At 38.9% G+C, this 13,319-nt stretch carries 14 protein-coding genes and 1 tRNA gene; 10 read left to right on the top strand and 5 right to left on the bottom strand.

Annotated elements, in window-relative coordinates:
- The first annotated feature begins 182 nt into the window (after nt 1-182).
- On the top strand, nt 183-959 hold the full coding sequence (locus tag ACSLFW_RS14725) for an XRE family transcriptional regulator (RefSeq protein WP_436557461.1): 777 nt from the start codon (nt 183-185) through the stop codon (nt 957-959).
- Nucleotides 960-1,011: 52 nt separating this feature from the next.
- Here ACSLFW_RS14725 and ACSLFW_RS14720 read toward each other — a convergent pair whose 3' ends face one another.
- The 5 genes from ACSLFW_RS14720 to ACSLFW_RS14700 all read right to left on the bottom strand — a co-directional run bounded on the left by ACSLFW_RS14720 (nt 1,012) and on the right by ACSLFW_RS14700 (nt 6,501).
- A complete protein-coding gene (locus ACSLFW_RS14720) occupies nt 1,012-2,064 on the bottom strand; it encodes a T9SS type A sorting domain-containing protein (RefSeq protein ID WP_436556395.1) in 1,053 nt (350 codons plus the stop codon).
- Between the two features lie 603 nt (nt 2,065-2,667).
- Nucleotides 2,668-4,566, bottom strand: coding sequence for a T9SS type A sorting domain-containing protein (locus ACSLFW_RS14715; RefSeq protein ID WP_436556394.1), 1,899 nt, complete (start codon nt 4,564-4,566; stop codon nt 2,668-2,670).
- A gap of 55 nt (nt 4,567-4,621) precedes the next feature.
- The gene (locus ACSLFW_RS14710; protein WP_436556393.1) at nt 4,622-4,807 is read right to left on the bottom strand and encodes a hypothetical protein; all 186 of its coding nucleotides are present in this window, start codon (nt 4,805-4,807) and stop codon (nt 4,622-4,624) included.
- 77 nt (nt 4,808-4,884) lie between these two features.
- Nucleotides 4,885-5,934, bottom strand: a complete 1,050-nt coding sequence (locus tag ACSLFW_RS14705) for a hypothetical protein (protein WP_436556392.1) — start codon at nt 5,932-5,934, stop codon at nt 4,885-4,887.
- A gap of 18 nt (nt 5,935-5,952) precedes the next feature.
- Nucleotides 5,953-6,501: a hypothetical protein gene (locus ACSLFW_RS14700; RefSeq protein WP_436556391.1), complete on the bottom strand. Its 549-nt coding sequence runs from the start codon at nt 6,499-6,501 to the stop codon at nt 5,953-5,955.
- Nucleotides 6,502-6,826: 325 nt separating this feature from the next.
- On the opposite strand from ACSLFW_RS14700, the gene ACSLFW_RS14695 reads away from it, so the two are divergent.
- The 9 genes from ACSLFW_RS14695 (at nt 6,827) to ACSLFW_RS14655 (ending at nt 13,230) form a co-directional block, all read left to right on the top strand.
- Nucleotides 6,827-7,300, top strand: a complete 474-nt coding sequence (locus ACSLFW_RS14695) for a hypothetical protein (protein WP_436556390.1) — start codon at nt 6,827-6,829, stop codon at nt 7,298-7,300.
- Between the two features lie 81 nt (nt 7,301-7,381).
- Nucleotides 7,382-7,705, top strand: a complete 324-nt coding sequence (locus ACSLFW_RS14690) for a helix-turn-helix domain-containing protein (RefSeq protein ID WP_436556389.1) — start codon at nt 7,382-7,384, stop codon at nt 7,703-7,705.
- A gap of 79 nt (nt 7,706-7,784) precedes the next feature.
- Nucleotides 7,785-8,003 carry an NAD-binding protein gene (locus ACSLFW_RS14685; RefSeq protein WP_436556388.1) on the top strand — a complete coding sequence of 73 codons (219 nt, stop codon included), beginning with the start codon at nt 7,785-7,787 and terminating at the stop codon, nt 8,001-8,003.
- A 115-nt stretch (nt 8,004-8,118) separates the two neighbouring features.
- Nucleotides 8,119-8,904, top strand: coding sequence for an FAD-dependent monooxygenase (locus ACSLFW_RS14680; RefSeq protein WP_436556387.1), 786 nt, complete (start codon nt 8,119-8,121; stop codon nt 8,902-8,904).
- Between the two features lie 321 nt (nt 8,905-9,225).
- Complete coding sequence (locus tag ACSLFW_RS14675; protein WP_436556386.1) at nt 9,226-9,714, top strand: hypothetical protein; 489 nt, start codon at nt 9,226-9,228, stop codon at nt 9,712-9,714.
- Nucleotides 9,711-10,304: a hypothetical protein gene (locus ACSLFW_RS14670; protein WP_436556385.1), complete on the top strand. Its 594-nt coding sequence runs from the start codon at nt 9,711-9,713 to the stop codon at nt 10,302-10,304. Before ACSLFW_RS14675 ends, ACSLFW_RS14670 begins: the two co-directional genes overlap by 4 nt.
- Before the next feature lie 161 nt (nt 10,305-10,465).
- Nucleotides 10,466-11,851, top strand: a complete 1,386-nt coding sequence (locus ACSLFW_RS14665; RefSeq protein WP_436556384.1) for a T9SS type B sorting domain-containing protein — start codon at nt 10,466-10,468, stop codon at nt 11,849-11,851.
- Between the two features lie 174 nt (nt 11,852-12,025).
- Nucleotides 12,026-12,109 (top strand) — tRNA-Ser (locus tag ACSLFW_RS14660).
- Nucleotides 12,110-12,378: 269 nt separating this feature from the next.
- A complete protein-coding gene (locus ACSLFW_RS14655; RefSeq protein ID WP_436556383.1) occupies nt 12,379-13,230 on the top strand; it encodes a helix-turn-helix domain-containing protein in 852 nt (283 codons plus the stop codon).
- The last annotated feature ends 89 nt before the right edge of the window (nt 13,231-13,319 follow it).

The following is a 13,319-nucleotide window of genomic DNA, read 5'->3' as shown; positions in this document are numbered from 1 at the left end:
GCATGAATGCTTATTAATTATGTGTTTTTTTCATTTTTTGCCGCGGTTTGTCATGCTGACACTTTCACGTATCTGCCGTTGTGCGTGAAAACGCTTACCGTCATTGAAAATATATTTACAAAATCAGGAATGAAATTCCGAAAGATTATTACATTTGTATGGAATTATATTCCTGTTTACATATGTCAATATTTTCTGATAACCTTAGATATCTGCGTGTTAAAAATGGTTTGACACAGCAAATGATTGCCGATGCACTGTTAATTCCTAGTGACAGATACAGGAAATACGAAGGTGCAACTGACCCGCCATTAGATTGCCTACAAAGGATTTCACGTTATTATCATGTTAGCATTGATCTGCTGTTGTCATTTGACATCAGGAGAGTTCCTTATGAAGATTTGCTTCAACTTGAAGAGAACAGGATATTATTGCCAATAACAGTTGATCCGGCAGGAGAAAATAAAATTGAAATGATTCCTGAAAAAGCACAAGCAGGTTATCTTTCGGGTTATTCTGACCCTGAATTTATAGAGAGCCTTCAGCATGTTTCGCTGCCCTTTTTGAGAAATGGAAAATATCGTGCATTTCCGGTTACCGGTGACTCGATGCCTCCGCATAAGGAAGGCTCGTTTATAGTAGGGGAGTATGTAGAAAAAAAGGATTATATAGTTGATGATAAAACTTATATACTTATTACCAAAGAACATGGGATTGTCTATAAAAGGGTTGTCAAAAATGATAACGAATCTTTAGTTGCTAAGTCTGACAATACGATATACCAACCTTATGAAATTAAATACTCTGATGTGCTTGAAGTATGGAGGTATGCATGCAGTATTGCGACAAAAGAATTTGAGCAGGATGATTTAGGTGTGATGAGTGTAAAGGATGTGCTGCAAGGTATTAGAGAAGATTTTTCGGCATTGAGAACTGAATTTAAGCAACGAAACACTTAAAATTATAATATAAAAATCCCGTCCAACGACCGGGATTTTTGTTTAGCTTATATTACCGTTTGACAAATTTGACAACGCCGTTATTGGTTTTAACAAAATAAACCCCCAAACCTAACCCCGAAACATCAACCTTCCCATTCACCACTTTCACAGGTATCACCTTCCCGCATTGGTCAATAATCACAACATTCTCATCACCCAAACCTGCAACGTTGATATAATCATCAGCAGGATTAGGATAAACCTGCGGAATCGGTTTCGGGATAATTTCGGTATTCAAATTAGAAATGTCAATTTTGGCGACTTTATCATAATCGCCTTCCTGCGTCGTTACGAATAGTGCGTTGTTGGCATAAACGATGTCGAGAGTGCCGATAAAATTATCAATTTGCGTTAGCAACGTATACGTCTGTGCCTGAAGGTCAAGTTCGTAAATACCTGTGAAATCCGCGCCGCCGGTCAGGTATAATTTTCCATTATCAGCCAATGCAAGGCTTGTGCCTGTGAATGCAGACAGCGATACACTTTCAAAAGCAGGGGAGTCGAGGTTTACTTTCGTAATCCCGTCTGATTCGGTATAATACAAATTATTATCATACACTTTAAGGCCCATCGTACTGCCATTAAAGCCAGCCGTTCCAGTTAAGTTATCCGCAACAAGGACGAGCATCAGGGCAGGCGTGCTTAAGTCAAGTTTATAAATTTTAGCCAGATAGCTGAAATACAATTCAGAATTTCTGCTTGCCAGTCCATAAATTGAATTGAAGTCCACAATATTCTGCGTTACCAAAGTTGCAGCATCTGGATTGAATCTATAAATGCCGGGAGCACCATTGGCAGGCTTCGAGACATAAATAAAATCACCGATTTTGCAAATACTTTGGTAACCGCTGCCGCCAATGTCAAACGTTTCGTAACTATTGTCTGTCGACGTTAATGCCTTCCTGAATACTTTTCCGTTGAATGATGATACCACATAAAGGTAATTGCCGGCGATCATCATGCCGGAGCAGCCGCTGCTTTCGGTATCCAGAAATGTGGAGATGGTTTGAGCACGCAGCCCGCAGGTGTTTAAGATAATAAAGGCAAGTAGTAATTTTTTCATGTTTGACGTTTTAGTTGTATTCGTGACTGACCTAATCGCTGAATTTTGTTGATGTTTGCCGAAGTTATAGAAAAAATGGATATGATTTTTAAAAGAATATTTTTAAAAAAATTTAGTCGCGCAACTCCAAATTCCAATTGCCGCAGAAATTATTGCCATCATTGCATTAAAAATCGTAAAGTGTAACTTTGTAAAACAATTAATTTCTTCAGATGAGGATTTACGACTTCGATTTAGCCCATACGATTATCAGATTGACTTTGAGAATGAATCAAGAATTATCTTTAATTGCTTTAAAGGAGCAATAATAACCCGATTGATATTTTGACTAAAAATAGATTTGAGCATCAAATGAGTCAAGATGAATTTGCATCTGTAAATCAGAACGAACGCCTTTCATTGGAGATTAAGGATTTCAATAATTTCAATGCCCAAAAATAGAATTTAGCTTCCTGTTAACAATTTAGTTTTAAAAAACCGTATGAAATTTTAAGAATGCCTGATAGTATTTCAGGAGCTATTTTTTTCAATCGATAAGGTGATTTTGAAAATCAAAACAATTTAAAGCAGTTTTCGGCTCACCCGGAAACTGCTTTTTTTTATCTATTTTATTGAGATTTGCTGGCTTTCAATATGGTTGTCCACATAGATTTTCAACACATATATTCCTCTGCTAAGTCCCTGTACAGAGAAAGTTGCCTTATTATTAATAATTTCGACTTTTGATCTTGATTGTCCCATCATATCAAAAAGTTCGCCTGAAACGGTTGAGCCGTTTGCCGGTTTATTATTTTCATCCCTGAGTTCAATATTTACAACATTGTTGCTGGGATTTGGGAATACCTTATAGACATTTCCTGATTTTTTTATCAATTCGTCTGATTCTTCAAGTGATGCATTTTTATCTGGATCTGCTGCGCGGTTAGCCGGTGGGAACCAATTGAAAACCTTCCATTCACTCCAACCGCAGTTGGTATAAACCCTGGTTTTAAATGCAATTCCGTTTGGGTTTGGCGCTGTAAGATATATCACAGTATTTTTACCGTAGACTGTACTTGCGTTTCCTAGACCATACTGAGGCATAAAGTTAAAGTTCCCTGATATTTTCTCCCATTGCCAATCGGCTGATGTAGTGGTATATGTACCAAGATCCGCGCTTAAAGTATAGTATAAGTAATTGTTGTAAGGTGCGTCGTGCATCACGCAAGGTGCGTCATAACTGCCGTAATCGACACAGCCAGCAATAGTTGGCCTCGGCGTTCCGACAAATATTCGTTTAGTCACCGTGGCATATCCGCATTTGGTACCCCCGTAAGTTAATTGTAGTGTTACGTAGCCCGAATATGCAGCATTTGTACCCGTTTGCGTAACAGTTACATATTGTGTGTTGCTATTCGTTAAATTCACTAATGCGCTACCCTCCGTCGTTGTCCAGCTGTAGTAAGGAAGCGAAGGGGTTGGTGCTGTAAACCCGGCGGAGGTGCAGACTCTTTCAGGGCCAGTAATCGATGCATTTGAGCATACGTAGGTACAGTCAAATAAATCATTAGACGTTAAAACATTATCTATTTCTGTGGAAAGCCAATCTGCATTTCTCGTGTTGAATGAAATGTGCTCTTCATTTGCAGTACTACCCGGGTTGTGCGAAGTCGTGAAATTTATAAAAGGACTATTTTTCGGAGCGACAGGTGGCGTGACCGAATTATATTTTGTAAGGTAGTCAGCATTGTTAAGCGCCACAGCACCTTTTCCGATATCTAATGCACTTGGCACAGGTATGAAGTCAAAAAGCGGTTCAACAAATACTGTCATATTTGTATTGTACCATTTGGTACCCGGAGGTGAAGTGAAGTCTATGGGTATTATGTATCCACCACCCGGATAATAATCATATGATAAAGCCACCTGGCTTGGATTATTATATGACCTATTGGTTAAAGTCACAGTAATTTGCGGATTCCAACCGAAAAGGCTAAAAATTTTCTTTGTAAACGTAACATTTCCGTGATAAACCTGAGCGGTTGTTCCGGCGGCAGGCAAAGCTTTCGCGGTAAAGTCCATGTTAAAGCTGCTGCTTCCCGGGAGCATATTAATGATCAGGCCCGGCTCGTTAAATTCGAATGCGAGCGGTAATGACGTAACTCCTGTTATCGGTTCGAATAACACTGATAAGAACGTCGTCAGCTGGGTGGCACTTGCTCCACCGTTTAAACTAAAAAGTGTCGCGCCAGGACTGAAAGCTTGGGGGTTTCCGCAATGGTTACCATTGCTTATTGCAATGTTACGGGTTTGAAGAGGGTAGCCCATATTTTTAATTTCGGTCTGAAAAGAATTAAATTCAGTATTATTTAACGTAAAACTGCCGTCTATATAATTTGACAATAATTGTTTCGTTCCCTGGGCGTTAAATAATGCCTGTATGTCTTCGATGCTCACGTTTGAACCATCTGCCATGTTAATCGCGACGTCGCCAATTGGTGTGTCGACGAATTGATCAACCATATGCCTTACAAAATATTGAATTCCAATTGGAATATTGGCTCCCTGCTGCGGGGCATCATGTGATATAAATAAGCGAGTTTGATGTGGCGGTACCTTGCTGGGATTGCTGTAAAATTTCCATGTCACGCAGCGCATAACGCGCAATCACACCACCCATGCTCTGACCAATAACGACGTTCTGAGCGGTGCTTCCCGCTAAGGACTTTTGTACATTTACCCACTTTATAATGTCTTCAACCAAATAGGCATTGCGGCGTAAATCGTCTTTGCTTTTACTGAAATTGATGTATATTACATCGTAATTTCCATAAATGCCGGTCAGAAGGTTGTTACTGTTTGCCTGCAGGCCTTATTTCTAAAGGTAAAATAATCTGCCTCACCATATCCATTTTCAGTTCCCAATAAACCGCTATCAAAGCCTTCGACAATAATAAATGGTTTCCTGATCATGCAATCATTATTTAAATATTTAATTTGTAGCGTAGCTGAATTTGCAATATTTAAGTAATTCCTTGTGCCCTGAAAAGAGATCGAGTCTACATCCGGACAATAGGCTGTAGCATTTGTAACCTGACCAGAAGAAGCTGCTTGTCGCTGTGGTGTACTTTCGGGCGCATCAATTTTAATCTTACTATGGCTGTAAAGAATTTGTAAATTTGTCAGCTTTAACCTATATTTCCATTCATATACACCTGATGCAGTATAGGTAATTGTTTTCAATTGCCCGAGCGTCATGGTTTGGTAGCCCAACCCATCTCCAAAATCTATAGCAATGCTTTGTATCGTGCTTGCCTGATTGGTGTACCATAGTGATTCCGGCAGCACTACTTTCATCGACAATTTCTTATAGACCAAGATGGGTGCAGCGATAGCAAAAACGTGTTGGTCAACATAAGGATTTTGCCATACACCATTCACAAACTTGTCGGTGACAACTCCATTATTATTAACCAAATAATCCGGATATGCATCGGGTTTGATCTTGCTGTATTTGTAATATAATCCGCTTAAAACTATTTTACCCGGGCTTCTTAAATTATTCCAGTTGGATTTGAACCATTCCGGGTTTTCCATCCCCAATACTTTGGGATTTACCCTTGCCATTACCAAAGTGTTGTAAATCGAAGTGAGCTTTCCGCTAGTCGCCCAATTTGTGGAAGTAAACGAGCCACTGTAATCTGAAAGTTCGGCGAATTCCATCGCCTGATTAATAAGCAGTTTGTTAGGTACTCTCGTTTTGGAAAGCCCGGCAAGTGTTGCATTAATCTGGTTTTTGTAGCTGGTGTCTACTGTTTGTGCCCTTGCTAAACTGACAGCCAGAAGGGATAACAAAATCAGGCCTTTCCTGAAAAAGCAAATTTGATTCATAGTATTGAGGTTTAAAGGTTACTGTGTAAACCGCATATCAAATCTACCATCGGTGACGTGATGCACGACATTATTATTGTCTTTGAAATCAAACCAAAATGTTCCTGAGACGATACTGGTAGTGTAATCTAATTTTGTTATTGTTAATTGGCCGCTATTTGCTGCGTTTGTGTAATAGAGTTCATCAGTGCCGTTGTTGGAGTTGGCACCATAATAAAGTGCTGATGCATTTCCGTCAAGATTTTCTTTTAAGATTAGCGTCTGCCCTTGAGCAATTGCTAATTTGTCTGTACCGATCACGACAGATTTTAATATTCCCTGCTTTTGATTTCTCATACTTACGCTGAAATAATAATCCCCATCGATGAATTGGTAAAAGCAATTATAGGCATTCGGAGCAATGTCGGGTAAAAGTGCTACACCATCTAAAAGGCAGCCTATTTTTCTGGCGCCGGTTTGTGTAGCCGGAGGTAGTTTGCTTATTTCTGAACCAGGCTGGGTGTCCTCAGATGACTGAGAGCAACTTAGCGTAAAGAGTATTGCAAGGAATAGAAGTAGCTTTTTCAAAGTATAGATTTTTAGTTTTTTTTAAAAGGCTATGAAAGTTACAGACTTAAGAGGCGTTATTCTTATTTGGTAACCCAAATCTTCCACACACTAAATATATTATTTACAATTGACATAGGATTACGTATAAATACCTGATTTTAAAATATTTTGATCCCATCTGAATTTATTAATAAAAATTATCTAGAACAAAAGCGCTATGAACGGCTTGACAGGTTATCGCTCTTAGATCGTCATTTAATTTTTAATTTGATGAAATTGCTCAGAAGATTTAATCAAAAAGCTTTTTGTTATACCTTTAGCTCATACTTTGATTAGTGCAACAATGGCGATGTCTAAAAATAGAATTGAAATTCCTGTCAACACAATGAGAGATTATTTCTCCAAAGGCATTGCTATTGATAAAAACAGCATTAAAAAGTCCAGCCTTAAAACGCATCAGGAATTGGAACAATCATCACAATCGCATAGAGACGAAGGGTATACCTTCCACCTACTTGAAGAGGGAAAAGTGGTAATTGAAATTGATTTTAAGGCATACGATGTTTATTCACCAGCCATAGTTTATCTTCATCCAAGCCAGGTGCACAGAATACTGGATTTTGAAAATATTCTCGTTTGTTCACTTTCAATCGATAATGAAAACCTTAATCCGGGTTACCTTAAAATACTTGAAGAGATAACCCCTGTTGCGCCATTTGCCCTGACAGCAACAGACACGGAAACCATTATCAGTAGTTTTACGTTCTGCCTGTCTATATCCAAACAAAAAAATATGAAGCTGCATCAGCTCCTTTAAGAGACAGCTGTAATACACTGGTTGGCGTGTTGCTTTCGCATTTACTTGATAAAAATAAGCCAGAAGCGTATTTTTCGAGATATGACAGGGCCAGCAAAATCATTCAGGCAATTACTTGAAAAAAATTATGGTACGCTGAAACGGCCAGGCGAATACGCCAAATTGCTCAATATTTCGACTCCGTATTTGAATGAGTGCATTAAAAATTCTACCAGCTCTTCTGTTTCGCAGCTTATTCATGAAAGGGTCATTTTAGAAGCTAAACGATTGCTGTATCATACTGATAAGTCAGTAAAAGAAATCGCATTTGAACTGGGCTATGCCGACTATCCTTATTTTACAAGGTTATTCCGCAAGGTGACAGGGATTACGGCATTAGCGTTTAAAAGGAAAAACCACGAATAATCCAATACTTACTTCGATTGACTATTTTTCGGATTCAATTTTGTGCTGAACTTTGCACCATAATTAAATACCAATAAAAATGGAGGCGAATAAGAAAATACTTATATCAGGAGCGAGTTTTGCAGGCCTTGCTACAGCGTACCGGATGTATAAAATGGGGTATGAGGTAACTATTGTGGAAATGGCACCCGAGCTTAAAAAAGGAGGTACGCCGGTAGATATCAAGGGCACTACGATTGAAATTGTAAAAAGAATGGGGCTATTTGAAATACTCAAATCATTGAGAATAGGTTACTGAAAAATGGGAATTTAAAAATGCTGATGACCAAACCGGTTTTAGTTTAATAGTAAGGCAGCCCGGAGAAGATTTCCCTGATGACGAATTTGAGATTGAAAGAGATGCCCTTTTAAATTTGCTACTCGAACAAATCAAGGATAATGTGAAATTAGTTTTTAGTAACAGCATCACAGCACTGAATGAAACTGAAAACAATATTGAAGCAACTTTTAAAGATGGTTCTAAAGACCAATATAAATTTGTTTTTGGCTGTGATGGCATACATTCAGGCGTAAGGAAACTTTGGTTTGGAAGCGAAAGTGAGTATGCTAAATTTCTGGGGCAATATTTTTCTATAACAGTTGTGGATAAGCTATTGGTTGACAATGGTGTTTATCAAATGTACTCTGAACCGAATAAGGGTGCAGCACTTTATGCTCACAACGATAAGACAGATGTGATTTTTACTTTCAGACCCGAAAAAGAAATTACCTATGATTTTCGTAACCAAAAGCAATTGAAAGAAATCGTAACAAAACAAATGCAGGGAATGAAATGGCGAACGCCAGAATTACAAACCGAATTATTGAATTCTGATTCCTTTTACTTCGATAAGTTTTGCCAAATAAAAATGCCAAGCTGGACAAAAGGGCGAGTGGCTTTAGTTGGTGATGCAGGCTATTGCGCTTCTCCTGCTGCGGGAATGGGAGGTTCATTGGCAATTATAGGTGCTTTTGCTTTGGCAGATGCATTTGAACAGCACGCAGATGATTATCAATCAGCTTTCGAAACATACAATAAGGATTTAAGGCCTTTTGTTGAATCTATACAGGCGGATGCTGTTCAGACATTGGATATATTATTGCCAAATAACAAAAAAGAAGCAGATGAAATGTGGAAAAACGGGATTTCTTTTTTATAATTTGTCGATGCCATTCGTGAACTGTATCCTAATTGTATGCGGTTGCGCGCCGGATAAATTTAACGGATTAAACAAAAAACCGGAGCTAAAGTTTCGGTTTTTTTTATTTTGACAAAGCGCAAAATACAGTAAAATTTGTACAATCTCATTTCCAAAATTATTTAACAATCTGAACATCTAATTTTCATTAACTTTAGAAACACAGAAAATACCATGATCCTATTATCCAAAAGTATCACCCATCGTCATTTAAAAGCACTCTTGCTGCTTTTTTTTCTGGTATGCTTCACTGTCAAAACTTCAGCGCAGGAATTTAAATGGTTGTATACAGTGGAGATGGAAGATATTAATGAGGGCGATATTTCGTATTCCCGTGTTACGCACCTGGCGACGAATGCTAATAATGAAATTTATGCTTTGGGACATCACCTTGGCCGACATGATTTCGGTGATGGCCAGCAGGAAACGGTTTATAACAGTCCTACTACCACGGCTTATTTTATCATGAAGCTTGATGAAGATAAAAATATATTGTGGGTAAAACAGTTCAATCCGGGTGGGCGGTACGAATTTGGGTCGATTGTAATTGGCGATAGCGGCGATTTGTTCATCAGCGGTTATGCAGAGCCGGTTGCGTCGGAATTATACCTCGACCCGAATCCGATAAATCCCACTATGCCGAATGTTTATGCGCCCACTCATGAAAATCTGATACGCAATCATTCTTACGGTTTTGTAGTAAAATTAGATGCCGACGGCAATTATATCACCCATGGCGTTACTTTTTTTGACGTAAATCTGGCCTGGTGAAAGACCATGATAACAACCTGATCGCGGTTGGCGAGAGCGTGATATTTAATTTGAATAACCCAATGCGGAAATGGGGCTATGTAGTGAAATTTGACAGCGACCTTAATATGCTTTGGGACAAGCATTTTCAGGAACAAAGCGCCGGTTCAGACAATGGCATCATGAGTGTTGCCTGCGACAGCCAGAATAATATTTACTGTTCGGGTTCCTTCAGGAAAAGTTTTGCATTTGGCGGTACCACGCTGCAGCAGCATTTGCCGGACGCGCCGGAAAGCACAAAATTCATATGCAAATTATTGCCTGACAGTACTGAAGACTGGATTGTAGATTTGTCGGACTATTCTGTTGTTGGATTGCAAATGGATGCTTCGGATAAAATTTATGCGTTGGCTTCTTACACAAAATCGTTACCGGTTTCCTTCCCAAATACTACCGTGAATGACCTGCCGGTCGTTGAAGATGAAGAACTGGCCTTGTTCAAAATAGATGTTAACCGCAACCTGATCTGGAGCGTGCCTATTTACGGATCGGGCGTGCAGGAAGTAGCAAATTTTACGTGTAACAGCATGGGGAAATACTCATTCCTGTAAAATCAGGAAAGTACAAGGAACTGCATTACGGCAGCCAAAATGCTGTAATCACGACTGAAACGGCGATAGCTACCCTGTTTAAGATAAAGCCAGATGGCGTTTTGGGTAATTTTAAGCGGCTGTATAATAATACTAGTAACAATTTTGTATTTCCGCGTGCGGTGTGCACCGATTCAAATAATGATATTATTCTGAGCGGTTCGTTTAAGGGACAAACCGACTTTGACCCGAGCCTGTACGGTGAACATATCATAACGCCGCTGACTTATGAACTTACTTCAGATGGCGTTACCACAACTTATCTCGAGGAAATGGGTTTCATCTTGAAATTGGGCAATTGTGATGTGCAACCGCTGTATGGCAATCAATACAACTTTTGCTCCGGAGAAATGCCGAATCCGACGTTTGCAGACATACAGCCAAAAGGATTAAATGTTGTTTGGTATGCAACACCAACATCTCCAACGCGATTGAATGCTGATTTTCCGCTGACTGACGGACAGACTTATTATTATGAGCACATCGTTGATAATTGTGCAGCGCTTGGGCGGTTTCCGTTACAGATTGGAATATTGCCCGCCTCTGCGCCGCCGACTGTTGCATTGGTTCAGCCTTGTTATTTTGAAGGCATAAAGCTTTCTGATTTAAATATTTCCGAACAAAACCTGGTATTTTACGCGGCTGATGCTACCGAAACCTTAGCGCCTTCGACAACCATTATTGCGGGAAATACTTATTATGTTACGCAAAATACCGGAAATTGCCAAAGCAATAAAATCCCATTGTCACTTGCAGATTTTGTTTGGGGCGAATCGACCTATTCGGCAGGCTTTTGTGACGATGGCAGTAACAAAAGAATTGATTTACCGGATCACAATGTTTATTTTCTGCCCAACAATGCTTCACCTTCAGATTATACCTTCAGCTATCACTATTCTTATGATGACGCAGATGCTAATGTAAATCCGATTACTAATTTCCATAATTATCCTGCCAGCCAGCAAACGCTTTACGTAAGGATATATTCAATACAATCCGGATGTTTCCGGGTAGTTACGTTATCGATAGTACTTTTCAGTCCGCCTGTCATAGATGACGTTCAGGTCGATGATATGACCGATAATAATTCAATTACGATTTTGCCTTTTGATGCCAATTATACTTATTCTCTGGACGGCGTGAATTTTCAGGGCAGCAATTATTTTGGGAATCTGATTGGCGGCGAATACACACTATACATCAAAAATGGAGATTGCCCGGGAATACCGAAAAAAGTCTATGTTCTGGATTATCCGAAATTCTTCACGCCCAACGGCGACGGGGCAAACGATACATGGAAAGTAAAATATTCACAATTGCAGGTTTTTTTCAATATAGAAATCTACGACAGGTATGGCAAAATTATCACCATACTGGATAAAAGCAGTGGTGGCTGGGATGGTACGTACCAGGGGCGCAGACTTCCTGCGGATGATTATTGGTTCAGGATAATCCGGGTTACTAATAAGGAGATTATTTACAGAGGGCATTTTGCTTTAAAAAGATAGTACGCATAAGCATTTTTTGAATTTATCTTTTTATGTTTTTTGCTAACCCATACAGTATGAAATGATTAAAAATATAGTTTAAAAAATATCCCTTTTTTCTACTTATTTGTTTTGGAATTCAAAAAAGGATGCTATATTTGCAACCGCATTCAGCTAATGATTGCAGACCTTATTGGAGAAATGGCAGAGTGGTCGATTGCGGCAGTCTTGAAAACTGTTGACTGTAACAGGTCAGGGGTTCGAATCCCTCTTTCTCCGCGAAGAAAAACCGAAACGAAAGTTTCGGTTTTTGTTTTCAGGATGCGTCGAAATTTCAATTTCGACGCATCCTGAAAACAAAAAATAAAACCGCTGTCAGGCGGTTTGGTTTTTCTTCGTTGGTTCACCTTTTTGGGATCATTGAATAATTTCTCTTCCGCTTAAAATCCTAAATGTATCTCTGAACAGAAAGTCGGAAAAAACTTAACTAACATAAAATCCTTTTCTTTTTTGTGTCGTAACTTTGCCTTTTAAAAATTGTAAAAAGGATGTTCGCTGATTATAAAAAAATTGATTTGTTTGGAAAAACCATCATTCAAAAAATGATATTGGAAACGCCATTTGAATTCCCTTTTCCGGAAGCAGACAAGGCTTGCTTTTTATTTTCTCTGGAAGGTGAAGTACAATTTTACAATAATGACGAGGCGCTTGCAGTTCCGGGCAATTATTCGCTGCTGCTCAGTTGCATGCAGGCGGGTAAAAAAGTCAGCAATGCTTCGTCAAGTAGCAGAAACCAGATAGTAATCATCAGCTTTCATCCGGAAATTTTAAAGAAAATCTACGAAAGGGAACTCCCGTTACTACTGCAAAAACCAAAAAACAGCATATCCAATCTTTCGAGTGAAGCAATAAACAATGATTTTTTGATCAAAAAATATATTGATGGCTTGTTATTTTATTTCGAAAACCCTTCATTGGTTAATGAAGATATTTTGATTTTAAAGATAAAGGAAATCATACTTTTGCTTTCGCAGACGCAAAATGCCGAAGCGGTACAGATTATCTTATCGCAGCTTTTTTCACGAACCGCCTACACTTTCAAACAAATTATCGAGGCAAATTTATTTTCACAACTATCAATTGATGAATTGGCGCAGCATACAAACTTAAGCATCTCGTCTTTTAAAAGAGAATTTTCGAAACTGTATGACGATACGCCTGCCAATTATATTAAAACAAAAAAGCTCGAAAAAGCTGCTGAATTGCTGTTGGTTTCTGATGAGCGTATTACAGATATTGCTTTTGACTGTGGCTTTAACGATCTTGCCAACTTCACGAAAAGCTTCCATGACAGATATGATGTGACACCGACGAATTACCGTTTAACCCAGGTTACGTGATTCGGTTTGATCAGTTTGGTCTAAATTGCCAAACAATTGGGCTATTTTCCAAAATGATTGATGCATTTCATTTGCAATTTTGCATTGTC

Origin of the sequence: Flavobacterium sp. 3HN19-14 (assembly GCF_051373205.1) — a bacterium.
Classification (GTDB): Bacteria; Bacteroidota; Bacteroidia; order Flavobacteriales; family Flavobacteriaceae; genus Flavobacterium.
Note: the sequence above shows the minus strand (reverse complement) of the source record. Positions and strands in the feature narration are given on the sequence as shown.

What these genes read in the sequence shown, in the direction of transcription:
- ACSLFW_RS14715 (WP_436556394.1), bottom strand. Translation starts at nt 4,566, where the DNA reads ATGGTTGATCAATTCGTCGACACACCAATTGGCGACGTCGCGATTAAC.
- ACSLFW_RS14720 (WP_436556395.1), bottom strand. Translation starts at nt 2,064, where the DNA reads ATGAAAAAATTACTACTTGCCTTTATTATCTTAAACACCTGCGGGCTG.
- ACSLFW_RS14655 (WP_436556383.1), top strand. Translation starts at nt 12,379, where the DNA reads ATGTTCGCTGATTATAAAAAAATTGATTTGTTTGGAAAAACCATCATT.
- ACSLFW_RS14725 (WP_436557461.1), top strand. Translation starts at nt 183, where the DNA reads ATGTCAATATTTTCTGATAACCTTAGATATCTGCGTGTTAAAAATGGT.
- ACSLFW_RS14685 (WP_436556388.1), top strand. Translation starts at nt 7,785, where the DNA reads ATGGAGGCGAATAAGAAAATACTTATATCAGGAGCGAGTTTTGCAGGC.
- ACSLFW_RS14695 (WP_436556390.1), top strand. Translation starts at nt 6,827, where the DNA reads ATGGCGATGTCTAAAAATAGAATTGAAATTCCTGTCAACACAATGAGA.
- ACSLFW_RS14705 (WP_436556392.1), bottom strand. Translation starts at nt 5,934, where the DNA reads ATGAATCAAATTTGCTTTTTCAGGAAAGGCCTGATTTTGTTATCCCTT.
- ACSLFW_RS14690 (WP_436556389.1), top strand. Translation starts at nt 7,382, where the DNA reads ATGACAGGGCCAGCAAAATCATTCAGGCAATTACTTGAAAAAAATTAT.